Source organism: Streptomyces sp. XH2 (genome assembly GCF_049725035.1).
Classification (GTDB): Bacteria; Actinomycetota; Actinomycetes; order Streptomycetales; family Streptomycetaceae; genus Streptomyces; species Streptomyces roseoverticillatus.
In genome coordinates this window covers 145,204-168,136 of sequence record NZ_JBMMMZ010000001.1, presented here as the reverse complement: position 1 = coordinate 168,136, position 22,933 = coordinate 145,204, and the positions used below count along the sequence as shown (strand labels likewise).

At 71.5% G+C, this 22,933-nt stretch carries 19 protein-coding genes and 1 pseudogene; 11 read left to right on the top strand and 9 right to left on the bottom strand.

Going from position 1 to position 22,933, the window contains the following annotated elements:
* Positions 1 to 98 precede the first annotated feature (98 nt).
* The 8 genes from ACOTKD_RS00795 to ACOTKD_RS00760 form a co-directional block, all read right to left on the bottom strand.
* The gene (locus ACOTKD_RS00795; RefSeq protein ID WP_424886834.1) at positions 99 to 1,292 is read right to left on the bottom strand and encodes a ferritin-like domain-containing protein; all 1,194 of its coding nucleotides are present in this window, start codon (positions 1,290 to 1,292) and stop codon (positions 99 to 101) included.
* Positions 1,289 to 3,232 carry a GMC family oxidoreductase gene (locus ACOTKD_RS00790; RefSeq protein ID WP_424886833.1) on the bottom strand — a complete coding sequence of 648 codons (1,944 nt, stop codon included), beginning with the start codon at positions 3,230 to 3,232 and terminating at the stop codon, positions 1,289 to 1,291. The genes ACOTKD_RS00795 and ACOTKD_RS00790 overlap by 4 nt, the downstream gene beginning before the upstream one ends.
* Positions 3,229 to 3,864 carry a hypothetical protein gene (locus ACOTKD_RS00785; protein WP_424886832.1) on the bottom strand — a complete coding sequence of 212 codons (636 nt, stop codon included), beginning with the start codon at positions 3,862 to 3,864 and terminating at the stop codon, positions 3,229 to 3,231. The genes ACOTKD_RS00790 and ACOTKD_RS00785 overlap by 4 nt, the downstream gene beginning before the upstream one ends.
* 641 nt (positions 3,865 to 4,505) lie before the next feature.
* Positions 4,506 to 5,042 (bottom strand): hypothetical protein, encoded by a 537-nt coding sequence (locus ACOTKD_RS00780; protein WP_424886831.1) that lies wholly within the window; start codon positions 5,040 to 5,042, stop codon positions 4,506 to 4,508.
* Positions 5,043 to 5,418: 376 nt separating this feature from the next.
* Positions 5,419 to 6,801: a glycosyltransferase family 2 protein gene (locus ACOTKD_RS00775; RefSeq protein WP_424886830.1), complete on the bottom strand. Its 1,383-nt coding sequence runs from the start codon at positions 6,799 to 6,801 to the stop codon at positions 5,419 to 5,421.
* A 970-nt stretch (positions 6,802 to 7,771) separates the two neighbouring features.
* Positions 7,772 to 8,317 carry an ATP-grasp domain-containing protein gene (locus ACOTKD_RS00770; RefSeq protein ID WP_424887350.1) on the bottom strand — a complete coding sequence of 182 codons (546 nt, stop codon included), beginning with the start codon at positions 8,315 to 8,317 and terminating at the stop codon, positions 7,772 to 7,774.
* Positions 8,318 to 8,784: 467 nt separating this feature from the next.
* A complete protein-coding gene (locus tag ACOTKD_RS00765) occupies positions 8,785 to 9,342 on the bottom strand; it encodes a GNAT family N-acetyltransferase (protein ID WP_424886829.1) in 558 nt (185 codons plus the stop codon).
* Complete coding sequence (locus tag ACOTKD_RS00760; protein ID WP_424886828.1) at positions 9,335 to 10,594, bottom strand: hypothetical protein; 1,260 nt, start codon at positions 10,592 to 10,594, stop codon at positions 9,335 to 9,337. The genes ACOTKD_RS00765 and ACOTKD_RS00760 overlap by 8 nt, the downstream gene beginning before the upstream one ends.
* Positions 10,595 to 10,814: 220 nt before the next feature.
* Between ACOTKD_RS00760 and ACOTKD_RS00755 the strand changes: the two genes are divergently transcribed.
* Entirely contained in the window at positions 10,815 to 11,240 is a 426-nt protein-coding gene (locus ACOTKD_RS00755) for a hypothetical protein (RefSeq protein ID WP_424886827.1), read from the top strand.
* Between the two features lie 205 nt (positions 11,241 to 11,445).
* Here the strand turns inward: ACOTKD_RS00755 and ACOTKD_RS00750 are convergent, their stop codons facing one another.
* Positions 11,446 to 13,206, bottom strand: coding sequence for a ricin-type beta-trefoil lectin domain protein (locus ACOTKD_RS00750; RefSeq protein WP_424886826.1), 1,761 nt, complete (start codon positions 13,204 to 13,206; stop codon positions 11,446 to 11,448).
* Between ACOTKD_RS00750 and ACOTKD_RS00745 the strand changes: the two are divergent.
* The 10 genes and pseudogenes from ACOTKD_RS00745 to ACOTKD_RS00700 all read left to right on the top strand — a co-directional run.
* Positions 13,112 to 14,017: pseudogene (locus ACOTKD_RS00745) on the top strand (DUF4157 domain-containing protein); the annotation flags it as partial. The gene ACOTKD_RS00750 and the pseudogene ACOTKD_RS00745 overlap by 95 nt on opposite strands.
* A gap of 439 nt (positions 14,018 to 14,456) precedes the next feature.
* The gene (locus tag ACOTKD_RS00740; RefSeq protein WP_424886825.1) at positions 14,457 to 14,780 is read left to right on the top strand and encodes a hypothetical protein; all 324 of its coding nucleotides are present in this window, start codon (positions 14,457 to 14,459) and stop codon (positions 14,778 to 14,780) included.
* A gap of 172 nt (positions 14,781 to 14,952) precedes the next feature.
* Complete coding sequence (locus ACOTKD_RS00735; RefSeq protein WP_424887349.1) at positions 14,953 to 16,563, top strand: phage tail sheath family protein; 1,611 nt, start codon at positions 14,953 to 14,955, stop codon at positions 16,561 to 16,563.
* 16 nt (positions 16,564 to 16,579) lie between these two features.
* Positions 16,580 to 17,104, top strand: coding sequence for a phage tail protein (locus ACOTKD_RS00730; RefSeq protein WP_424886824.1), 525 nt, complete (start codon positions 16,580 to 16,582; stop codon positions 17,102 to 17,104).
* Between the two features lie 8 nt (positions 17,105 to 17,112).
* Positions 17,113 to 17,829 (top strand): hypothetical protein, encoded by a 717-nt coding sequence (locus tag ACOTKD_RS00725; protein ID WP_424886823.1) that lies wholly within the window; start codon positions 17,113 to 17,115, stop codon positions 17,827 to 17,829.
* A complete protein-coding gene (locus ACOTKD_RS00720) occupies positions 17,826 to 18,749 on the top strand; it encodes a hypothetical protein (protein ID WP_424886822.1) in 924 nt (307 codons plus the stop codon). Before ACOTKD_RS00725 ends, ACOTKD_RS00720 begins: the two co-directional genes overlap by 4 nt.
* On the top strand, positions 18,746 to 19,933 hold the full coding sequence (locus tag ACOTKD_RS00715) for a DUF4255 domain-containing protein (protein ID WP_424886821.1): 1,188 nt from the start codon (positions 18,746 to 18,748) through the stop codon (positions 19,931 to 19,933). The genes ACOTKD_RS00720 and ACOTKD_RS00715 overlap by 4 nt, the downstream gene beginning before the upstream one ends.
* Positions 19,930 to 21,957 (top strand): ATP-binding protein, encoded by a 2,028-nt coding sequence (locus tag ACOTKD_RS00710; RefSeq protein WP_424886820.1) that lies wholly within the window; start codon positions 19,930 to 19,932, stop codon positions 21,955 to 21,957. The genes ACOTKD_RS00715 and ACOTKD_RS00710 overlap by 4 nt, the downstream gene beginning before the upstream one ends.
* Positions 21,954 to 22,286: a hypothetical protein gene (locus ACOTKD_RS00705; protein ID WP_424886819.1), complete on the top strand. Its 333-nt coding sequence runs from the start codon at positions 21,954 to 21,956 to the stop codon at positions 22,284 to 22,286. Before ACOTKD_RS00710 ends, ACOTKD_RS00705 begins: the two co-directional genes overlap by 4 nt.
* Positions 22,283 to 22,921: a hypothetical protein gene (locus ACOTKD_RS00700; RefSeq protein ID WP_424886818.1), complete on the top strand. Its 639-nt coding sequence runs from the start codon at positions 22,283 to 22,285 to the stop codon at positions 22,919 to 22,921. The genes ACOTKD_RS00705 and ACOTKD_RS00700 overlap by 4 nt, the downstream gene beginning before the upstream one ends.
* Positions 22,922 to 22,933: the final 12 nt, after the last annotated feature.

The following is a 22,933-nucleotide window of genomic DNA, read 5'->3' as shown; positions in this document are numbered from 1 at the left end:
GGCTGAGGAACGGGTGACAGCCGCCAGGGCGATCACACTCGGCCGGCCGAAGCGGCACAGGCGAGCCCAGGCCGAGAACGTGCCGCTACTACGTCCGCTCAGGCGAACGTCTCGCTAGTGGCAGGAGTGAGGGCGGACAGGTCAACGGGCTCGCCGGTTTCGAGGCCGGCCAGGGCGATGTCGGCATCTACGGCTTGCGCGGCGGCGTCGAACTGGGGCCGGCCGAGCTCGAAGGTGGGGCCGGCGAAGATGCCGAGCGCCGCCAGCGCCGGATCGGGGTGGGGGTTGTGGTGGAGCTGTTCGGCCCGGTCGCGCAGCTCCAGCATGGTGGGCACCGCCAGGGCCATCACGCGGGGCTTGCCGTTGAACGCACGGTCCAGGCAGGTGAGCAGGGCCGCGTACCGGGAGTTGAACTCCACGGCCTGGGCGTAGACGTCGCTGGTCGCGGCGAACCGCTCGTAGTCGGCAACCTTCGAGTCGCCGTGGATGGGATGGGTGTCCTCCCAGCTGACGTCGATCAGCGGTCCGCTGGGCAGGTCCTTGGGCCGGTCGTGCGGGCCGTAGCTGCGGCCCGTGTAGATCTCGTTGAAGCGGAAGTAGTGGGCGAGCGTCCGCTCCTCCTTGAAGATCAGATCGTTGCTGTCCCAGATGGTGTCGCTCACGCCCTCGCCCTGCTCGCTGATCACCCGCAGTGCCAGGAGGGCGGACTTGGTGTCGTGGACGGCGAAGACCTCGCCACCGGAGTTGTAGAAGTCGTCCGGGCCCACCTGGAGGTGCTCGCGGCCCGGAGGGAAGACCGTGTGCTCGCCTTCCCTGTCCACGATCTGCAGCAGGCCCTGCCGCAGGGCGTCGTAGAACTGGCCGATGGAGGTCCATCCGGAGCCCTCCTGCGGCGGAGGTGTCATCGAGCGGGGCTGCTCGATGCGCAGGAACGTCTTCAGCGCCTCGGGCGAGAAGTGCAGCAGCGGCACCGGGGGGAGGTCGTCGCTGCTGAAGGGGAGCTTGGCCGGGTACTTCCCTACGAACTCGGCGCGGCCCACCCGGGGACTGCCGCCGACTGCGTTGAGGAGGTTGGCGGCCAGCGTCATGTGCAGCATCTCCTCCATCAGGACGCTGCGGATGGCGAAGTAGGCGGTGCGGTTCGTGCCGGGGCGGATGGTGTACATCCCGGTCATGTAGACGGGGATGGTCAGGTGCTCGACTTCCATCGCGGCCTGGAGGAAGGTGCGCAGTTCGCCGAGGTCCCGCGGGACGCGGAAGCCCCTCTCGTGCAGTTCGGTCGCGGTGATCACGCCGTCGCCTCCGTCGTGTCGGGGGTGCGGATCACGAAGGGCCGGCGGGCGGCGGCCAGGGAGTCGTGGATCCGTTCGGCGCTGCGCAGGGCCAGCGCCATCATGGTGAGCGTGGGGTTGCTGGTGCCGACGGATGCCATGCTGCCGCAGCCCACGGCGTAGAGGTTGTCGAACTCGTGGGTCTTCTGGTCCGCGTCGACCACCGAGGTCGCCGGGTCGCTGCCCATGATGTGGGTACCGGCCCCGTGGCCTGCCCCGCTGTAGGCCAGGTCCGCACCCTTGTGGACGAAGTGCCCCAGCGGGGGGACACCGTCCCGTGGCGCATGGTTGGTGAAGTCGTCCGCTCCCATGCGGCGGAAGATCTCCCCGGCCACCGCCCGGGCGGCCAGTGCGCCATCGCGTACGTGCTCGCTGAGGTCATAGGTGATGACGGGGCGCGGGTTTCCCATGGCGTCGCGGCGCCGGGTATCGAGGGTGACACGGTTTCCGGGGTCGGCCGACTGCTCCACGGCGAGCTGCAACTGCAGCTGGCGGCCGACGCTGGAACCCAGCAGCCGGCGCAGCTCCGGGCCGAAGACACCGTCCGGCCGCACTTCGCCGTGCTCGTCGCCGCCGATGCCCAGGGCGGTGGCGACGTTGCTCATCGGCGCCCCGGTGGCCCAGCCCCAGCCCCAGTTGCCGATCTCGATGCGGAAAGGAGCCCGGCGCCGGCGCCCTTCGCCGAAACGGAAGACCTCCCAGCCGGAGGTGTGCCCCGGCCCCCGGAACGGCCCGACCGGCCCCTTCCCCTCCGCACCGAGGGCCCAGCTGAGCACGGTGGGGTGGTCCATGAGGTTCCGCCCCACCTGGCCGCTCCCGTTGGCCAGCTCCGAGAAGAGCAGCAGCCGGGCGTTCTCGATGGCGTGGGCGGCCAGCACCACCATGTCGGCCTCGACGACGTACGAGCGACTGACGGGCGAGGCCGGGTCGGCGTACGTGCGGTACTCCACCCCGGACACGCTGCGCACACCCGACCTGCGCACCCGGGTGACCACACAGCGGTTCGCCACCGTGACGGAGCCCGGGAAAGCCGCTTGGATACGCAGGGGAAGGGACTTCGCCTGGACGGGACAGATCGGTACGCAGCTGGCGTTGCCCACGCACCGCTCGCCGAAGTTCGGCAGACCGACCGCACCCTGGACCCGGTAGGGGGCATTGGGACGGTAGCGGGGGTTGGGCGTGGAGTTGCGGGCCTGCGGCAGGCCGTAGAGGCTCAGCACGTAGTCCCGCTCGGCCACCGGATCGGTGATGACCTCCCCCTCCACCGCCTCTTTGCAGTACCGGTCGATGTAGCTGCGCGGGATCTCCTGCATCGGGTACTCGTAGCGGGAGTCGTGGACGACGCCGAGGTCGTGCTGCTCCTGCCCGTTCCCGGCGACGCCCAGGAGCCGTTCGGCCTCGGCGTACCAGGGCTGGAGCTCCGCGGCGCTGATGGGCCAGTCGCGTCCGTACCCGTAGCGGGTGCGGGTCTCGAAGTCCTCGTCGCGCATGCGGGGGACGGCCCCCAGCCAGTGCATGGCGGTACCGCCCAGAGCGCGCAGGTAATCAGTGCCGTACGGCAGCGGCCCGTTCTGGACGAAGTAGCCGCCCGCGGTGAACTCCGGCTCTCCGGGGCGGGGGTTGCGCACCGGTGCGAGGTCCAGGACGTTGGGCGAGGGCGCGGCGGCGTTGGGGCGGTAGGCGGAGTTGGGCACCTTCGCGACGGCGGAGCGGAAGGTGGAGAGCGTGTCCAGGAAGCCGGGCCAGGTGTCGGTGTCGCCGTTTCCGGCCTCCAGGACAAGGACCTGCCAGCCCTTGTCGCCCAGCCGCTGGGCGAGCGCGCTGCCGGCCCAGCCGGCGCCGACGATGACGACGTCGTAGCGGCGGCGGGCCGCGGCGTCGGCAGTGACGTGCTCGGTCATGCCCTGCCCTCCTCGACGGTGCCGGGGGCCGTGGCCACGGGGACCTCGGACGGGGGGACATGACGCCCGGCCCGGAAGCCGGGCAGCAGGTGGGCGGGGATGTCCTCGGGCGAGACCTCGGCACCGAGGCCGGTGCGGTAGGCGACGTCGCGCACGCCGAGTCCGGTGCGCAGCTCCTGGACCTCGGGCGGTGCGGGCGGCCTGACTCCCCAGGTGCCGAAGCCGGGCGGTTTGGCGCCCGCGGGATGGCCGTGGAAGGTCCGCCACACCAGCCCCTCCACGTAGGCCTCAGGTGCCACGACGAACTCCGTGTTCGCCTTCTCGCGCCGCAGGTCGGCGTGGGCGGCGGGGGCCAGCCGGGGCCAGGCGCCGGTGTACCAGAGGTAGACCAGGGCGCGGGCCACCTCCCGGTGGGTGGGCGTCAGGTCCTGCGGCCCGCCGCCGTCCGTGACCGCCTGTTTCCACGCGGTCCAGAACGTCTCGAAGGGCCCCGGCCCCACCTGGCCGCGCGCGGTGTCCAAATACGCCCCGGCCATATCGGTCGCGTACAGATCGAATGCGGTGAAGCCGGTGAGTGGGACACAGAACTTCACAAAGTCCTGTACGTCTGCCGTCGCCGCCGGATCGGCCATCGCGCTCCTCCTGTCGGTAGGGCCCCGGTCCCGGGTCCCGTCCAACCCTGCCAGACCCTGCCAGGAGGACGGTCCGTCACGGCCGCCACCAACGGGTGAATACGGAGGGCGTATTTAAGCCAGTGTGGATAGGGCGCTGAACTGTGACGATGTGAGTTTCCTCGGTTGCAAAACGCTGTGGAAGCTGGCCGGATCGCGTGATGTGTTCGTCCCGCTTTCCCGAGGCAGGTGATCGGGGTACTGCCTGTCTGACGGATTGACGGATTGACGGATTGACGGATGCAGGTCCACCTGTCTCCGGCGGCTGCGAAGGCCGTCGTCGGGCTCGGATGGCATCTCCAGCAGGCTGTGAGCTGTGAGGCTCACAGCCTGTTTCCCCAGGTGGACAGGGTGACCGGTGAAGCTGCGAGCAGCCTTGGGCATCAAGAGCCCTCTGCTGGACGCCGACCACGATGCCGTCCGCATCGCCGACGCGTCTCGCAACAGTCCGCTGCGTCCGTGGCCCCCGTACAGCATCATCGGCTTCCACGTCACGGCGGACGGGGCGCGGTTGCCGTCGAAGCGCTGCCGCGTACGGTCGGCGCGATTGAGGAGGGGATGGTGCGGTCGGTGAGAGGTACTTGCCGGCCGGCTGGGACCGGCTACCGCTTGGGCTGGCCCAGACCGTCGCTCCGGTGGAGCCACAGGGTCGCGCCCGGGTCCACGTAGGGAGCCCGGTTCCGGTTGGTGTCGTGTCCGCACCGCAGGCTGACGGTCGTCGGGCCCGTACTGGAGAAGGCGCCCTGGGCGGAGACCGTGGCCGCGTACACCCCGCTGCCCGCGCCCGTGGAGGCGTTGCCGATCATGCTGGTCGCTCCGCCGACCGCGGTCTCGCCCGCGTAGAGCGTGCAGCGGGTGTAGTCGCTCGGTTCCCAGCTGACCAGCGTCGCGTTGGAGGACAGTACCCACGAACCGGCGGGCACCGTCTCCGAGATCACCGTCGTGGGCACCCCGCCCGTGATGCTGAGCAGCACCCCGGACGAGGTCTGTCTGACCACGTCCTGCGAGGTCGTGAGGTGCCGCTCGGCCACGACGGATGTGCCGCCCGGGCCCGCAGCCGCGGACGAGGCCGTCAGGAGGCTGCCGGCCATGAGGCCGCTGACGCCCAGCACCGTCATCAGCCAGGAGGACTTCTTCATCGTTCCTGCTTCCCTTCGCTCGGAGCGGGTGCGTGTCGTGCGTGCCTTGCAGGCCACAGGATGCTGGAGCGGAGGATGGAAGGACAGGGTGAGTCCGGCCGATCGCCGGAGGCAACGTTGTGTACCCGAAGCGCCGAACTTGCCGTGCTCCGTGGGCACTTCGCCCGGGGGTGGCCGCTCGGCACCGGACAGTGCGACGAGACGCGTACGCCGAGCAGGCGGACGACGCTCCGGAACCGGCGGCCGCAGAGGCAGTCGACAGCGCGACCCGAGTTTTTATGGGAGGCAGGCGTCCCATGAAGCCGCCGGCGTCCCACGGGAGCGCGCGAGGGTTGTCTCCAGGTATCGGATGACTCCACAACCCTCCGAACCTCAGTCACGGAGTCCGCGGGGCATCGTTGGTTGTCCGGACGGGCGAGGGTGCGGAGGCGAGTGCGGGTGCCTCGCTCGTGACGGGCGTCTCCACCGCGCGTTCGGTCTTGGTCCAGTGCCTGCGCCGAGCGAGGATCTGCCACAGAGCGCGCCAGCCGGCCGCGAAACCGAGGTACAGGCACACCATGACGGCGGGAGACCAGCAGACCGCCTTCCAGAAAGACAGGTCGTCGGTGCGGTACCAGTAGAGCAACGCTGAAACCAGGCAGGCAATGAACGGCAGCGACTGCAAGACCAGGACGTTCAGCCACACCGGGCCCGGCACGAAGCGGGGCATTCCGGCGCCGTTCCCGCACCACGCGCGAAGGAGCGCGTAATGCTGGACGACCGAGGCAGGGAGGACGACGAGGTACGGGACGAGCAGGTAGCCGGTGAGTTCGAGGCGGCCCCGGAGGCCGACGGCGGGACGGGCCCAGAGCTCCGGCAGGCGCCTGATGGCGCTCATGTGGCCGTGGTACCAGCGGGCGCGCTGACGCAGCAGGCGGCGCGGGCTGGTCAGGCCTTGCTGGGAGACGAAGGCCGTGGTGGTGGAGGTGACCGTCCATCCCCGGGTCGCGAGGCTGATGCCCAGGTCGAGGTCCTCGGTCAGGGAGTCCGACCAGGGGCGTGGCCCGATGCTGTCGAGGGCGGAGAGCCGGCTGAACTGGCCGTTGCCGCCCATGCTCACCGTGCCGGTGGCGATCCGGCCGAACTGGGTCAGCGCGCTCAGGGCCCAGAACTCGAGGTCCTGTAACCGCAGCACCCAGCGATGTCTGCCGCGGATGCGCACCGCCAACTGGGCCCCGCCCACCGCCGGGTCCGCGAACCGCTGCGTCACCCGGCTCGCGGCGCCCGGCGTCATCCGGCCGTCGGCATCCAGCACGCAGACGAGTACCCGGCTCGTATCCAGGCCTTCCTTCGCGGCGTGTTCGCGCACGGTGCGCAGTCCGGCGTTGAGGGCGGCGCCCTTGCCCTGCCGCGCGTCGGGCGACGTCCTGCGGACCAGGGTGACGCGGTTACCGCCGACGGCATGCACGATGCGGGAGGTGGCGTCGTTACTGCCGTCGTCGACGACGACGATGCGTACGCCCGGCTGTCCGTCGAGCAGGCAGCCCAGTGTGCTGGCGATGACGCGCTCCTCGTTCAGGCAGGGGACGAGGGCGAAGACGTTCCAGCCGGCGGGAAGCGCGACGGGCGGCTCGTGTGCCCGTCTCAGCTGTCCGCGCAGCGAGCCGTCGGTGCGGCGGGTGAGGGCGATACCCAAGGCGAGGAGCGAGGTGCTGTAGATGCCCGTGAATACGGCGATGACAGCGGTGAGATATCGGATGATCGTGTCCAGTGCGGCCACGGGAGCCTCCCTGTGGGCGCCGCCCAGCCTCGGAGCATGACCTCGCGGACGGCGCCGCTTTCCTCGCTTTCGCCCGTCCTATGGGCTACCCAGGCGAGTTGCCTGATCCACCCCGGTGAATTCCGGTTAGCGATGCTTGTGGACATCACCGACGCACTGGGTCACACCCCGGCTCACGATGCGCGCCCCGGGCACGGTGGCCTTGCCGTCTCAGCCGATCGCGAGACCGGCCGGCCGGGCGAACACGGCCGGTTCCCACGGTGCCCGGCGGCGGAGAGGGGAGGGCGAAACTCGCCCCGGTCGCCCTGGAACTGCCCCGGTGCGCATGGGCCGGGCCACTGATCATCACCACGTCGGTACGGAGCTGCGCAGGCCCGGCATCCACGCAGTCGTCGTCCAGGGCGCCCCCTCTTCCGCCCCCGCTGGCGTAATGGCGGGGTTCTTCTCCTCCGTCCCCGTGGGACGTCGAAGTCGGGCTGAGCTCAGGCGACCTGCGCAGCCTGTTCAAGGAACTCGCCCGCGCACGAGGGTCTACTCCTGTCGCCGCACAGGTGGTCCAGGCTGCGGCCCGTCACCCCGCTGTCCGACGGTGATCAGCATGGCCTGCCATGCAGCCGTGACTCCGGCCCGGTACGGACATGAAACGGTAGATGACCATGTCGATATCCCCAGTGCCTCCCGTGTCGTCCGAGTCGGATGCTTCCGGTCGCCCCGAACTGCTCCTGATCCACGAGGCCTGGCACGGGTCCTGGGGCTCGGTGACGGTGCGGTCTTCCCTCGATAATGCCCCGGAGCCGGCGGCTGCGGAGAACTCCGGCGACGCGGAGGCAGAAGGACACGACCGCGCACGCGCCAGGGAAGGGATCGGTGCCGCGCGGTACAACCATGTGGGGTTGCCGATCTGCTGGGAAGTTCTTGGACTTTGAGAAGACGGCTCCGGCCAGCTGGAGCCGATTCTCGGCTGACTTGCTCATGCGTCCTTGAGGTAGCGGCAGAACCCGCGGTCCCGTGCAGCCAGCCGTGACCGTGGGCCGGCCGCTCGCAGCACCACGTCGAGGGCGTGACCCGGATCCGATGCGTAGCAGTTGGCGAACCAAGCCATGTTGGCCTCGACCACGGCCCAGCCGTTGGTGCCACCGCCAGATGCCGACAGGAGACCCACGTCGAGTGCAACCGCGCTGGGCAGTGTGTGGCCGTGCGCGGCCAGCAGATTGTTTGCGAACTCTCTGACGACTTCCTCGTCAGGATGGCCGTGCAGCGGAGCCGAGTCCATGCGCCCGAAGGCTGCGTACTGACTTCCTGTACGGCATTCGCCGTCCAGCACAAAGAGGCGGAACTCTCTGACCCACGTGACGACATCACTGATCTGAACAGGAGTGTCTGACGGCAGCTCCGTTGTGCGGGGCAGCGTGCTGCCATCAGTATGGACTGCGGCTGGAAAGCTTTTGTCGCTCGGTGGCTTCACGAAGGCGGGCCGGGTCAGGCGCCGAGCCTCGCTCAATGTGGAGGACGCGATGTTCCGTAGGGTGTACTCATGTGGCAGGGACGACAGCCAGTCGTCTGTCGGCTCCAGTAGGGCGACTTCAAGTTCGTCAGCGATTCCGGCGGCGAACAGCGGCCCGCCGAAGTAGTGACCCCCTGTCTCCCTCTCAGCCCGCCTGCACCGCCACGGGTAGGGAGCACTTCCACATCCATGCCCCGTTGCCGCGCAGCGGCTGCAAGGAGCTCGCCAGTGGTTGAGTACTGCGGTGCGTGTGCCAGGAAGTCGGTTCTGCTCACAGCCGTCAACGATCCCATGTCCGAGATCCGACGGTCCATCGCCACAGCTGTCCGCGGCCAGGTACCGGATCGGTCCCCGGAACCGCCGGTACGGCTGCAGCTCCCGGACGAGCAGGTCGTCGCCTGCCGGCTACCCCTTCAGTGCCAGACCGCCGAGCGCACCTGGCTGTGTCCCGCTGTAGCTCCCCGCCCGGCTGTGTGACGTCAGCCGTGCCGCAGTGGGCGCATCATCACGGAGAACTTCGGTGAGTCCTCGAACGGCTGCTGCTTGCCGATCTCCTGATATCCCCAGCTTTCGTAGACGGCCTTGAGCTTGCCGCCGCCGGCGTCCGGGTTCACCAGCAGTGTGACACGCTCCTCAGCGTGCCCGGCGAGAAGCTCGTCGTGGAGACGGCGAGCGACGCCTCGTCCCCGCCAGGCCTTGCGCACACAGATTTCCTGGAACGCGAACGTCCTGGTGCCGGTCTCGGCGGTGTAGCCGTCGGGCAGCGGGGTGAGCATCGAGGTCCACCAGCCGGTGGCGGGTGCGAGCGGTGTGCCGAAGCAGAAGCCCACCGGCTCCCTGCCGGGAGTGCGGGCGACGACGGTCTCCCACCCGGGACGCTGGGCGTAGGCGAGCAGGCGCTCGTCGAACCGTTCGACCGTGTTGAACGGGCGGTCGAGGAGCCCGAAGTCCCCGCGGACTTCGACGTGGAGGTCGAGGATTGTCCGGCGGACGTCGTCCACGTCATGGCTACGGTGGAACTCGAGGCGGTCAAGCACAGAGGATGTCCTTCCGGTAGGCGGTCCACTCCTGGGTGTGGGAGCTGGCCGGGGCGGTGGCAATGAGGCGGGTGGTGAAGGTGCCCAGCAGGTGCGCGACCCGTCCGTGCACGGCGGCGGACGGCACGGACTTCGCCGTGGCGACCGCGAGCCCGGCTTCGCCCTGCCGTAGCTGAGCGCCCGCCAGGTAGGCAGTGGTCAGCGCCCGGTTGCGGACCATGTTGGGGCGCAGGAGCGCGAGCGCGTGATGGGCGCGGGCCTCGGCTTCCTGCCAGCGGCCCATCTCCGTGTGGGCCTGGAGGGCGAGCAGCTCGATCTCCGCGCCGTCGTAGAACCCGGTCCACCGGGGCCGGCGTTCGGCGTGGTCGGTACGGGAGAGGTCTTTGCGGGCCTGATCGAGGCTGCGCAGGACGTCGGTGCGGCTGCCGGTGTGGGCCTGGTGGAGGGACAGCCGTGCCCGTGTCATCGAGGCGTAGAACGGGTCGGTGCGGCAGAGGGGAACGGCGCGGGCGGCTTTGGCCGCGGCGGTGGAGTCGGTGTAGCGGCCCATCTGCCGGTACAGGGCGGCGGCGTGCCCCCACACGCGGATCTGTACGGCCTGGTCGCCGGAGAGGGAGGCGAGGGTGACGGCATGGTGGAGGTGGGCCTGGGCGGCGTCGGTACGGCGGTCGTCGATGGCGGCCCACATCGCCGAGTCGGTCAGAGAAGCGGCCAGCGCGTAGAGCCGGGAGCGGACCCGTCCGCCGGCACTGCCCTCCCGCTGCATCTCCAGGGCTTCCTCGGCGAGGGCGGCGCAGCGGCGCTCGGTGGCCTCGTTGCCGCCGGCCCGGTCATCGGCGTCGATGGCCTGGTCGTGCAGCTGCTCCAGGCGCTCGACGTCGGCCGCGCCGATCCGGTACGGGACGCTCTCCGGGCGTGGCGGGGTGACGCCTGCGGTGGCTGCGGCGGCTATGGGGGCGGCGACGAGGAAGGCGCGACGCTTCACGGGGTGCTCCAGGTGTTGCTGGTGGTGCCGGGCCGGCGGCACGAAGCCGAGGTCCGCGACGGGGCAGTCGAAGATGGTCTCCAGCGCGAGCGCGGTTCTCGACCGTGGCGTTCGGGTGCGGGTGAGCAGGTCGTGGATCGTGCGCTCGGAGAAGGTGCCGTGCCTGCCGGTGAGGTGCTTGAGCACCACGTTCATCTCGCGCGCCAACTCGGGCCTGGACAGGCCGAGGTCGGCCATGCGTTTCCGGAGGATCGCGTTCTCTCTCACTTGTCGAACGTAGCGAGGAACAGGTGAGCAGTCGATGTCACGGAAGGGTCAAAACTTCCTGATCGCCATCGGCAACGAGGCATGCCTTCTTCCTGCCCCTGCGGCCTGATCCGGCGGTTGACTCCCACATGCGGCGGACCGCCTCCTCTTCGGTGACGTGGACGGCGGCCCGCCGTCTCCTTCTCACAGCAGCCGTGCCTACATCGAGGAACCCACGCCGATGACCACCTCTCCCACCTCCGCCGCCAAGACGCCCGGGGACCGTCGCGTTCGTGCGGACGGCCCCGACGGACCCGTCACGCTGCATATCGAAGCGATTGAGCAGAGGATCGCCGCCGGTCTGCGCCCGGTGGTCGACGGCGGCAGCATCGACCCGGCCGAGATCGCCAGGGTCACCGCCAGCCTTGTCCGCGATGCCGAGACGCTGCTGTCGGTCGCCGAGGCCAGATACAAGGACCACGGCGGACAGGTGACGACGGGACTCGACTCCCTGCGCCGCCGCCTCGCCTACCGCCGCCCGGACCCGCGCCTCCACCCGCTGAACGCCGCGCTCTGCGTCGCGGACCTCGCCCGGAGCTGCCGGACACTCCTGAAACTGGTCACCGACCCTGTGGACCCGCACCGGGTGGTGCTGACGACCTGGTGAACGACCACCACGGCAGCATCCACCACTCGTTACGGGGGGTTCCCTGATCCTCTTGCTGACCGGCCGCCTGCTGGTCGCCGTCGCCGAGATGGCGCAAGGTCGTGCGGTGAGTGGCCACCGATGCGGGCGTTTGCAGGCGGTCCGGGATGCGATGGTGCCCGGCGGCTTCACCGGCCGCCGGGCAGCATCGAGGGCACCGCAGGTATCAGTCTCCCGTCTCGTCGGGTCCCGCGGAGGCGTCGAAGGGGGCGAAGAACCAGCGCTGGGAGGCGCGGCCGCTTTCGCACTGGGTGGTGTTGGCGATGTCCGTGCCGGTGTTGGCGGCCAACTGGTCCACATCCAGGCAGGGCTCAGAGCCGAGGACACGCCGGCCGTTGCGGAGCCGGAAGGTGTTCTCGGGGGCCGGTTCCACGTGCCAGGTCTGGGCGCGGGAGCCGTTGCAGGCTCGCAGGTCGAGGCCGAGGAGCCCGTCGTTCGGGACGTTCGCGTCCGTCTCGACGCAGAGGCCGGTCGCCGCGTCGCGCAGCCGCAGCCGGTTGGTGTCGACCCACTCGGGGATCCACTTCTCCTCGTTGGGCGTGGGCCGGGTGCGGTGCGGATAGGCGCGCACGCGGGTGCCGCTGAGCCCGCGGGGCTCGCCGGCCAGCATCCGGCCGGTGCGGACGTTCTCCAGCCCGAAGGGGTCGGGGTGGGCGATGCGCACGTCGCCGGAGAAGAAGTTGGTCTTGGGGGCGGAGTCGGCCGGGGGAGCGAGGAACCAGTGCTGGCTGTCCTTCGCCTTGCAGGGGTTCAGCTCCAGGCCGGAGAGGTCACGCGGGCTGGTCGCCCTGCCCGCGTCCAGGCACAGTCCGAGCGGGATGTTACGGATCTGGTACTGCTCGTTGCCGAACGAGAGCAGCCGCCAGGATTCGAGGCTGCCGCTCGAACCGCAGTCGAACATGAGGGGCTTGCCGTGCTCCCGGCGGTCCAGCAGGCTGCTGAGGCACCTGCCCTTGGGGAGCCGGACGCGGACGGTGTCGGTCCCGTTGAATTCGAGGTCCCAGCGCTGGCCGAACCCTCCGTTGCGCTGGTTGGTCACGGCGGGCAGCCCGTTGAACACGCCTCCGCCCAGAGCCTCCAGCGCCCCGCCGCTCTGCATGTTCTCGATGTGGCGGGGGCTGGTGAACAGGGGCTTCGGCTCGCCGCCCGCGCGCATGGCGCCGACGGCCACGGCGTAGTGGTCCGCGGAGGCGCCGTTGAGCCGCCGTCTCGGGTGGTCCGGGATATTGGCGGACGCCACGATGTAGTCCAGCTCGCGGCGGCCCTCGTGGGTGGGCTGACCGGTGTTGTAGATGTGGGCGCCGGGCGGCAGTGCGAAGCTGCCCGGCTCGGTGTTGAAGTCGGCCCCGACGGTCCACGACCGGCCGGGCACCTGGTTCACGAAGGCCGCGATGCGGGCGAGCATCACGTCCGACTCGTTGGTCGGGTTCTGCCTGCTGGTGGGCCGGGCGTGGAAGGTGAAGTACCAGTCGTCGCCGAACAGCACCCCGAGGGCGGCCCGCCCGCCGGTGACGGGGCTGGGTATGGCGGTCACCGCGTCCGGTGTGCGCTGTGTGACGACGGCGACGTTGTTGCGGCCGCCCTCGTAGCGCCCGGCCATGGTGTCGGTCTGCAGGAAATAGACCTCGTAGTCCGCGGACCTGTACTCCCAGCGGTGGTGCTGGACGTATCCCGCGCGGCCGACCTGTGGCAGTCCCGGAACGGGGATGGTGCCCTGGAACCTGCCGGGCGGCGTCGGACCTGCCTCCTGCAGGGTCACGATCTCGGCGGCCTGGATGTAATTGCCGATCGTGGTCGTCCACTTGCTGTCCTGGCCGCTTTTGGCGCCGAGCATGTTGTACGTGATGACCGGGGTGCTGCGGAGCGGTGACGCCTGCGCGGGCGCCGGCGGCAGGGCCGCGATGGCCGCCGACGCGACGACCGTCACCAGGGCGGTGAGCCCGGCGGCCGGCCGCCGGCGCGGCCTTCTCGCGGATCGTGCCGCCGGTTTCGCGCGCTGCTTCGAAAAGGGGCGGAGTAATCGCCTCATGTCTCTCCCGTGCATCGGGTGGCGCACTGTCGTGCGCCGAGCTTCTGGCGATCCAACTCACTTCTGTGAGGCGGAAGTTACTGGTTCCGGAAGTCTGTCTAGCGGATCTGGTGCTGGTGTTTCCAGGTGCCCGGTTGAAGAGAGAACGTGTCTTCGGTCACGCCCTGCCCTGTCCGGTCGGTGCCCTCCCATCGGAGGGGCGGGGGCTGCGGCACCGGTCGCCACCGGTCCGGCGTGCCGCTCCCACGCGCCGGAACTATCGTGGGGAGCGTGGGCCGGGGCGGCCCGTCCGGCTTCGGTTTTCCGGGAGGCCGGCATGGAGACCGAACGAGTCCGGGCCCGGCGTCCCGAGGCGCCGGCCGCGGACGCACACGTCACGCGCCTTGCGCGGGCCGGGAGCAGTCGCTGCCCGCAGCCTGCCTCCCTACGCCGGGAGCGAGGGGCCCGAAGCGGTGTGGGACGGTTGCTGTCGGGGCAGCAGGGGCGCCCGCTCGACACCGGCATCCGCAGGGACATGGAGAGGTGCCTGGGAGGTGACTTCTCCCGGGTGCGGGTCCACACGGGGCGGACGGCGCAGACGTCGGCGGCATTGCTGCAGGCCACGGCGTACACCGTCGGGCGTGACATCGCCTTCGCCCGCGGAGCCTACGACCCCGCTTCGGAGCGGGGCCGGAGCGTCCTCGCCCATGAGCTGGTGCACGTCATGCAGAACGGCGGCGGAGAAGCCGGTAGCGGCCGGGTGGGTGCGCTGCGGCTCAGCGACCCCGACGGGGCGGAGGAGCGGGAGGTCGACGAGGCCGTGCGGGCGGTGGCCGCCGGTACCGGGCCCCGGGTGACGCGCAGGTCCCCGCCGGGCCGGCTGGCGCGCTGCGGCGGTACGGTCCATCCCGGCTGCGCGTGTGCGGAGGACGAGCCTCCGGTGCACGTACAGCGGTTGCAGCCGCCTGCCGTGCGGCAGCCTCCTGTGCAGTTGCCTTCCGTCCGGACGGCCCCCGGCCGTCCGCCTGTACCGGGTGCTGCGTCGCCGGCCGTCGAGTACACGGATCCCGGCTACGGCGAGATGGGCGAGGCGCTGGAGTGGCAGGGGAGGCGGGACCGCACGGTCATCGAGGCGCGGAAACGACCCCGCGGCAACGCTGTACTGCCAGATGGTGACCGGGACCGAGAACGAGGTACGGGTGATGCCGCCCGGCGACCCGCGGGGAGTCGTCTACGACGCCATCAGGGGGAACACCGTCTACGAGTGCAAGTGCGGCTACGGCTCCCTGGCGAAGGGGCTGGACGAGGACAGGTTCTGGGCGAAGTGGCGCGCGGACGGACTCGACGAGCAGGTGCAGCGGCACCAGCGCGTGGCGCAGGAGTGCGGGCTCCCGTACCGGTACATGGTCTCCAACAAGAGATTCGCCGAGCTCCTGCGGCTGCGCTGGTTCGGTGTCCAGGTCGTTCACGAGCCCAGCGACCTGTGTGACTGACCGCGGCCGATCGGCCGCGTCGCGATCACCTGATCGTAGGAGGCGCCGGTGTGCGCGCCGACCGGGGAGCCGGGTTGGTCGCTTACGGTGATCTTCGGTGGCCGCCGCCCAGTGACGGCCCGCCCCTTGCGGCTGTTCCTTCGGCGCCGGAGAAAAGAGGCTCCCCTTGCCTGTGAACACCACGTACCCGGGCGTCTACATCCAAGAGGTCAAGAGTTCCGTTCGCACGATCACCGGGGTGCCCACGTCCATCGCCGCCTTTGTCGGCGGCGCGCCGCGCGGACCCGTCGACGAACCGGTGCGCATCACCAGCTGGGCCGACTACGAGACGTACTTCGGTGGGCTGGACCAAGGCAGCCCCATGAGCTACGCGGTCTACCAGTTCTACCAGAACGGGGGCAGCGAGGCCGAGATCGTGCGGTTGGTCGGGACCGGCGGGGCGAAGGCGACCCTCCCCCTCGGCGATGGCGGTGCCTCCGGGGGCGCCCAGGACCCTCGCAGAGTCGTGCAGGCCATCAGCCCCGGGGCTTGGGGAAACAACCTCCGGGCTCGTGTGGAAACCCCGAAGGGGGCACCCGAGGTCTTCAACCTGACCATCCTCGACACCGAAACGGGTACGGAGGAGCAGTACCTCAACGTCAGCACTGTTGACGGCGATCCGCGCAGCCTCGACAACCTTTTGAAGTCGTCGCGCCTCGTCACCGTGGTGCCCGCCACGAAGGATACGCCGGGGCCTCCGACTGCGAACGGCGATCCGCCGCCCAACACCGCACCCCTGGGGGATCAGCCCAAAGGCGACAAGCCGCCTCCGAAGGATTCCAAACCCTGGTTCACGCAGGCTCAGCACGGCCAGGACAGCACAGGTCCTCTGACAGCCTCGAACTACACAGGAGATGCGGCCGATAAGACGGGCATCCAGGCCCTTCGCAAGGCCGACATCTTCAACCTGCTGTGCCTCCCGAGTGCCGGGAACCTGCCGTCGGGGGTACTGGACGAAGCCGCCAAGTTCTGTGAGGACCGGCGCGCCGTGCTGCTGGTCGATCCTCAGTCGGACTGGACCGCGGGTGAGGGGGGAGCGCTGCCGAGGATCAGTGACCTCGCCAAGAAGGACCTGCCTGTACTGGGGGAACCCGCCCGCAACGCAGCGTTCTACTTCCCCCGCGTCGTCCTTCCCGACCCGCTGCTCAACGGTGCCGAGCGCCCGTTCCCGCCCTGTGGCGTCATGGCTGGCGTCATCGCCCGCACCGACGTGCAGCGGGGCGTCTGGAAGGCGCCGGCCGGCACGGACGCGTCGCTCAACGGCGTGCGGGGCCTGGAAGTGCCGATGTCGGACGGCGAGAACGGCATCCTCAACCCCCTCGGGGTGAACTGCCTGCGGCAGTTCCCCGCGGTGGGGCCCGTGGCCTGGGGCGCTCGCACCCTGCGCGGGGCCGATCAACTGGCCGACGAATGGAAGTACCTCCCGGTCCGCCGCCTCGCCCTCTTCATCGAGGAGAGCCTCTACCGGGGAACCCAGTGGGTGGTGTTCGAACCGAACGACGAACCGCTCTGGGCGTCCATCCGCCTCAACATCGGGGCCTTCATGAACTCCCTCTTCCGCGAGGGCGCGTTCCAGGGCCGTACGCCCGCCGAGGCCTACCTCGTCAAGTGCGACCGCGAGAACAACCCGCAGAACGACATCGACCGCGGGATCGTGCACATCCACGTCGGGTTCGCACCGCTCAAACCGGCGGAGTTCGTGATCATCGACATCCAGCAGCTGGCCGGCCAGGTCCAGGTCTAGACGGGGAGGAGGACCGATGCCGGAGATCACGCGCCGTGACCCCTTCAAGAACTTCCGCTTCCGCGTGAAGTTCAGCGGCACCACCGAATACATCGCCGGAATCAGCAAGGTCAGCGGTCTCAAGCGGACCACCGAGGTGATCAAGCACCGGGACGGGGGAGACCCCGGAACGAGCCACAAGCTGCCCGGCCGCACCGAGTACGAGGCCATCACCCTGGAGCGCGGCTGCACGGTGGACACCGTCTTCGAGGAGTGGGCCAACCGGGTCTGGAGCTTCCGTAACTCCTCCGGCGGCCTGGAGACCTCCCTGAAGGACTTCCGCCGCGACCTCGTCATCGACGTCTTCGACGAAGGCGGCCAGCAGGTGCTCTCGTACTCCGTGCACAAGTGCTGGGTCTCGGAGTACCAGGCGCTTCCCGACCTCGACGCCAACGCCAACGCGGTCGCGTTCGAGCACATCAAGCTGGAGCACCACGGCTGGGTGCGCGAGCGCACCAACCCGCCGCAGGATCCGCAGTTCACGGACACCGCGTCGGGGTGAGGCAAGGGGTGCACGAGCTCACCGAGGAGCGGCTCCTGGCGGTGTGGGAGGCCGGGAGCGGGCAGGACCCGCGCACCCGGGCCCTGCTGCTCGCCACGGCCGCGGCGCCGCCCGGGGAACCCGTCCCGGACCGCTCCCTGGCCGCCGTCCACGCCCTGCTCCTCGGCCTGGTGGAACGGTCCTTCGGCGGGAGCTTCCCGTGCGGCGCCGAGTGCCCCGCGTGCGCCGAGCCCCTCGACATCACGGTCGGCACGGCCGAGCTGCGGCCGCCGGAGCCGTCCGTACCGGCTGCCGCCCCGCCCCGCACCGGCCGGCTCCGGGCCGCCGGACACGAGGTGACCTACCGGGCGCTGACCCTGCGCGACCTGCTGGCCGTCGACCCCGCCGGCCCGGAGGCCCGCCGCGACCTGGTGAGCCGCTGCGTCGTCCGCGCGGTGCCCGACGTCCGGCCCCTCCCCGACGCCGTGGTCGAGGCCGTCGGCGGCAGGCTCGCCGACCTCGACCCGGGCGCCGACACCGTGCTGGACCTGACCTGCCCCTCCTGCCGGCACGCATGGCCCGCCGCGTTCGACATCGCCGAGCACCTGTGGGCAGCGGTCGAGAGGTACGCGCGCCGGCTCCTGCACGACGTGCACACGCTGGCTCACGCCTACGGCTGGACGGAACCGGACGTGCTCGCCGTCAGCCCGGCCCGGCGCCGCTTCTACCTGGAGGCGGCGGGATGAGCGACTTCGTCGGCCGCCTGCTCGGCGTGCCCGGGCCCGGTCTCCGGCCGAGGCTGCCGACGCTCTTCGACCCGGAGACGCCCCGGCTGCTGCGGCAGGAGAGCACGCTCGTACCCGCGCCGTACGACGAGCCGCCGCCCGGAACGGTCACGGTGGCGGGGGAGGAGCGATCCGCCCCGCCGGCCCCCGGCAGCCCGGTCACTCCCGGCGCGGGCCGTGCGCCCGGGGCTGTGGAGCCGCCGGCCCTGAGGGCGGAGCCCGTGCCGCACCGCGCCCTCGCGCGGCCCTACGACGAGACGGCGCGGAGCGGCAGAGCCGGGGCGGCAGCCACGCAGGGACGACGGGAGCCGAGGAGTCCTTCAACTCCACCCGCCGCACCGGAACCTGCCCCGCGGCATCCCGTCCGGGAAACCCTGCCCGACACCGGCCCGGAGCCCGTACGGCGTCGCTCCCCGCGGGGCGCCGCCGCAGCCGGCCCGTCACGTCCGGCGTCGGCCACCGTCCCCCCTGGCCCGCCGGAAGCGCGAGGGACGACGGAAGAGGGAGGGACGACGGAAGCGGGAGGGACGACGGGAACCGTCTCCGCCGCAGCCGACGCCGTCCACCCGGCGGGACCGCCGTTCCCGCACGCGCCGCACCGCCCCCCGACGGCCCACCCCGTACGCCCGTTCACGCCGGGCGCGCCGCCGGACCACCCGCAAACCCGGCCCCGGCAGACCGGGAAGACGGACACCCCTGGCAGGCCGGGCGCACGGGCCCGTGCAACGGCACCCGCCCCGGACCGCACCGCCGAAACCGTCGTGCACATCAGCATCGACCGGCTGGAGGTCCGCGCGACCGACCGGCCCCCGGCAGGCCCGGCCGCCGACCGGCGCCGACCCATGCTCAGCCTCGACGAATACCTGCGGGGCCGGGCATGAGCGACTCCGCCGTGGCAGCCGTCACCCACGCGCTGACGGTCGTCCTCCAGAGCGCCATCGGCAAGATCAACGGTGCCACGGTCACCATGAGCCCGCCCGACGAGGTGGCCGCCGACCGTCCCGCCGCCGCCCTCAACGTCTTCCTGTACCGCACGGCGGTCGACGGCAGCTGGCGCACCATGGACCCGCCCGGGACCAGGCCCGGCGAGACCGGCCGCCCGGCCCTGCCCCTGGTCCTGCACTACCTGCTCACCCCCTACACGAGCGGGGACGCCCGCGACGCGCTCGCCCACCGGATCCTCGGCGCCGCCATGGCGGCCCTCCACGACCACTGCGAACTGCGTCCGGCCGACCTCGACCACTTCCCCGCGCCCGGCGACCTCCAACGGCAGCCGGAACCGGTGCGCGTCACCCCGGTCAACCTGACCGTCGACGACATCTCCAAGCTCTGGAGCGCCTTCCAGAGCCAGTACCGCATGTCGGTCGCCTACGAGGCGCGCATCGTCCTCCTGGAGAGCGCCAAACCGCCCAGAACCCCCTTGCCCGTACTGCGCCGCGGCACCGACGACCGCGGAGCCGAGACCGCCGCCGACACCGCGGTGCCCGAGCCGGTGCTCTCCACGGTGACGCCGCCCGCGGCGCAGGCCGGTGCCACGCTCGTCCTCCACGGCAGCCGGCTCGACGACGGCGTTCCGGCCGTACACCTCACCCACCCGCTGTTCGGAAGCGTCATCCTGCCCACGCAGGCGAAGAACGGCGGCGAGGTGCACGCCACCCTCACGGGGCCCGGCATCGCCGCGGGCACGTGGTCGGCGGTGGTGGTGCTGACCGCGGACGACGGCACACGGCTGGTGACCGGGCCCGTCCCCCTCGCGATCGCGCCCCGTCCCGGCGGGCTGCCGCAGTCCGTGCAGCGCGACGGGCACGGGCGGGTACGGGTCACGGTCTCCTGCACACCTCCCGTGCTCGCCGGCCAGCGGGCCCAGTTGCTGGTCGGCGACACGCCCGTCGAGGCCGAGGCGTTCTCCGGCGACAGCGAGGAGACCCTGAAGTTCCGCTTCGTGCCGCCGCGCACCGGCCGGTTCGTGGTCCGGCTGCGCGTCGACGGCGTCGACAGCCCCGTCGCCGACCCGGCGGCCGCACCGCCCGGGTTCCTCGCCGACATGGCGGTGGAGGTGACATGACCGGGACCGGGCGGGAGGAGTGGGAAGCCCGCAACAACCAGTACTTGACCGCAGCCCTGCAGTGGCTGCGGCTCCTGCTCAGCCGCCGCGGCGCGGAGGGCGGCGGCGGACCCGGCGACCGCCGATCCGGCGCCGGGAGCCCGGACGGCGACACCGAACTCTCCGCGGCGCGGGAGGCGATGGAACGCGCGGCAGAGGCCGAACCGCCGCCCGCCCTGGTCGGCCTCGGCCGCCTGCTCGCCCTGTCGGCGTTCGAACAGCACACGCTCCTCCTGTGCGCGGCCCCGGAGCTGGACCCGGGCATCGCCGAGCTGTGCGCCCGGGCCCAGGGCGACCCGGCCCTTCCCTTCCCGACGTTCGCCCTGGCCCTGTCCCTCCTGCCCGGCCCGGCGTGGGACGTCCTCTCGCCCTACAGGGGCCTGCGCTACTGGCGGCTCGTGGAGGCCGACCGCTCGGCCGGACAAGCCCTCGTCACCAGCCCGCTGTGCGCCGACGAGCGGATCGTGAACCACCTCCGGGGACTCGACTACCTCGATGACCGCCTCGAACCCCTCGTCACCCTCGTCTCCCCGGATGCCGCCCCCGCCCCGGAAGACCCGCCCGCCTCCCGGCAGGCGGCGGTCGAAGAGACCGTGGCCCACTGGCGGCAGCCGGTGGAGCCGGGCGGGCGGCTCCCCGTCATCCAGCTCCTCGGCCCGGACCGGGAAGGAAAGCGGTCGGTCGCCGCCCGTGCGGCCGAGGCCACCGGGCACCTGCTGTACGGGCTGCCCGCCGCGCTGCTGCCCGAGGCCGCGGCGGACCTCGACACCGTCGCCCGGCTCTGGCAGCGCGAGGCGCTCCTGCTGCCCCTGGCGCTCCTCCTCGACATGGAGGACGAGACCGGGGAGGGAACCGCGGACACCACCGGGCGCCTGCGGCGCTTCCTCGACCGCAGCGGCGGACCGTGCATGGTCGCCACCCGGGAGAGCCGCCCGGAGCTGGCCGCCGTCACGGCCGGCGTGGACATCGCACCGCCCCCGCCCGGCGAACGCGCCGCGGCATGGCGCACGGCCTTCCCACCGGAGGAAGCGGACCGCCTGGCCGGTCAGTTCGCGCTGGACCTGCCCGCGATCCACGAGATCACGACCGTCCACGGTGCGGACGCCGAGGCGGCCTGGCACGCCTGCCGGGCCCGGACCCGGCCGCGCCTGGGCCCCCTGGCGCAGCGGCTCGAACCCCGGGTCGGCTGGGACGACATCGTGCTGCCCGCCCAGGAGACGGCGCTCCTGCGGCAGGTCGCGGACCAGGTCGCGCAGCGCAACACCGTCTACCACCGGTGGGGGTTCGGGGACCGGATCCGGCGGGGGCTCGGGATCAGCGTGCTCTTCACCGGTCCCAGCGGCACGGGCAAGACCATGGCCGCCGAGGTCCTGGCCCGGCACCTGCGCCTGGACCTGTACCGCGTCGACCTGTCGGCGGCCGTCAGCAAGTACATCGGCGAGACCGAGAAGAACCTGCGCCGGCTCTTCGACGCCGCCGAGCCCGGCGGTGCCATCCTGCTGTTCGACGAGGCGGACGCGCTCTTCGGCAAGCGCAGCGACGTCAAGGACTCCCACGACCGCTACGCCAACATCGAGGTCAGCTACCTGCTCCAGCGCATGGAGGCCTACCGGGGGCTGGCGATCCTGGCGACCAACCAGCGGCGGGCGCTCGACACCGCGTTCCTGCGCAGGCTGCGCTTCATCGTCCCGTTCGGCTTTCCCGGCCCCGACGAGCGCCGTGCCATGTGGGAGCGCGCGTTCCCCCGGCACGCCCCTGTGGACGGCCTGGACACCGACCGGCTGGCGGCCCTCCCCCTGAGCGGGGGCATGATCCGCAACATCGCCCTCAACGCCGCCTTCGCCGCCGCCTCGGCCGGAGGGCCGATCGGCATGCCCGCGGTCCTGGCCGCCGCCCGGACCGAACTGCGCAAGCTGGAGATGCCGTTGTCCGAGGCCGACTTCGCCTGGGACGGACAGCAGGGAGCGCCGGAGATGAGCGTATGAGGATCGAACTGCGCATCGGGCGGCTGGTGCTGGAGGGCGTCCACCGGCACGACGCCCCCGCCCTGCGCTCCGCGCTGGAGGAAGAGCTCGGCGCGCTGCTGTCCCGGGCGCCCGGCGCCCCGTACCGCAGCCGCCGGGCGCGCCGGGAAGGCGCGCCACCAGTACCGGCGGACGCCGATCCGGCCGTCTTCGGGCGGCGCATCGCCCGGGCGGTCCACAGCAGTCTCCGCGCGGCCGGGGAGCCCCGTACGGCGGGCGGGCGGAACCCCGCCCCGGACGGCGCCCCCGCCGCGGGCACACCCGGCCGGACGAAGGGGGCCGCCCGGTGACCACCCCCTCGACCCTCCGCGGCGGGTTCGTCTTCCTCGACCCCGAGCAGGGCCGCGTGCTGCGCGTGGCGCCGTTCCAGTACAACCCCGACACCCTCACGCGCACGCTCCAGCCCCGGGGCGTGGGGGAGGACGCCGGGGACCGGCTGGAGGCCCTGCGGCTCAAGGGCCCGCCACGCGAGACGTTCCGGTTCGACGCCGAGTTCGACGCGCTCGACCAGCCCGGGGCCGGCCGCCCGGACCCGGCCGGGCGGGACGGGCTCTCCGCCACGCTGGCTGCCCTGGAAACGGCCGTCTACCCGGCGAGCGCGCAGCTGATCCACGAGCGGGAGCTCGCCGGCCTCGGGATGATCGAGATCGCGCCGGTGGAGGCACCACTGCCGGTGCTGGTCCTGGGAACGCGCCGGGTCCTGCCGGTGCGGATCACCGAGTTCACCGTCACCGAGGAGGCGTACGACGGCGACCTGAACCCGATCCGGGCCAAGGTCGGCCTGTCCGCCCGCACCCTCACCACCGACGACGTCGCGTCCGGGCACAAGGCCGGGGCGCTCTACCTGCGCTACCACCAGGAGAAGGAACGTCTCGCGAGCCTCACCGGCAACGGGCCCGGAGCCGTCGGGCTCACCGGTGTCTGAGCGCCGGGAACC

What these genes read in the sequence shown, in the direction of transcription:
- ACOTKD_RS00790 (WP_424886833.1), bottom strand. Translation starts at nt 3,232, where the DNA reads ATGACCGAGCACGTCACTGCCGACGCCGCGGCCCGCCGCCGCTACGAC.
- ACOTKD_RS00785 (WP_424886832.1), bottom strand. Translation starts at nt 3,864, where the DNA reads ATGGCCGATCCGGCGGCGACGGCAGACGTACAGGACTTTGTGAAGTTC.
- ACOTKD_RS00780 (WP_424886831.1), bottom strand. Translation starts at nt 5,042, where the DNA reads ATGAAGAAGTCCTCCTGGCTGATGACGGTGCTGGGCGTCAGCGGCCTC.
- ACOTKD_RS00755 (WP_424886827.1), top strand. Translation starts at nt 10,815, where the DNA reads ATGACCACCTCTCCCACCTCCGCCGCCAAGACGCCCGGGGACCGTCGC.
- ACOTKD_RS00740 (WP_424886825.1), top strand. Translation starts at nt 14,457, where the DNA reads ATGGTGACCGGGACCGAGAACGAGGTACGGGTGATGCCGCCCGGCGAC.
- ACOTKD_RS00730 (WP_424886824.1), top strand. Translation starts at nt 16,580, where the DNA reads ATGCCGGAGATCACGCGCCGTGACCCCTTCAAGAACTTCCGCTTCCGC.
- ACOTKD_RS00720 (WP_424886822.1), top strand. Translation starts at nt 17,826, where the DNA reads ATGAGCGACTTCGTCGGCCGCCTGCTCGGCGTGCCCGGGCCCGGTCTC.
- ACOTKD_RS00715 (WP_424886821.1), top strand. Translation starts at nt 18,746, where the DNA reads ATGAGCGACTCCGCCGTGGCAGCCGTCACCCACGCGCTGACGGTCGTC.
- ACOTKD_RS00710 (WP_424886820.1), top strand. Translation starts at nt 19,930, where the DNA reads ATGACCGGGACCGGGCGGGAGGAGTGGGAAGCCCGCAACAACCAGTAC.
- ACOTKD_RS00705 (WP_424886819.1), top strand. Translation starts at nt 21,954, where the DNA reads ATGAGGATCGAACTGCGCATCGGGCGGCTGGTGCTGGAGGGCGTCCAC.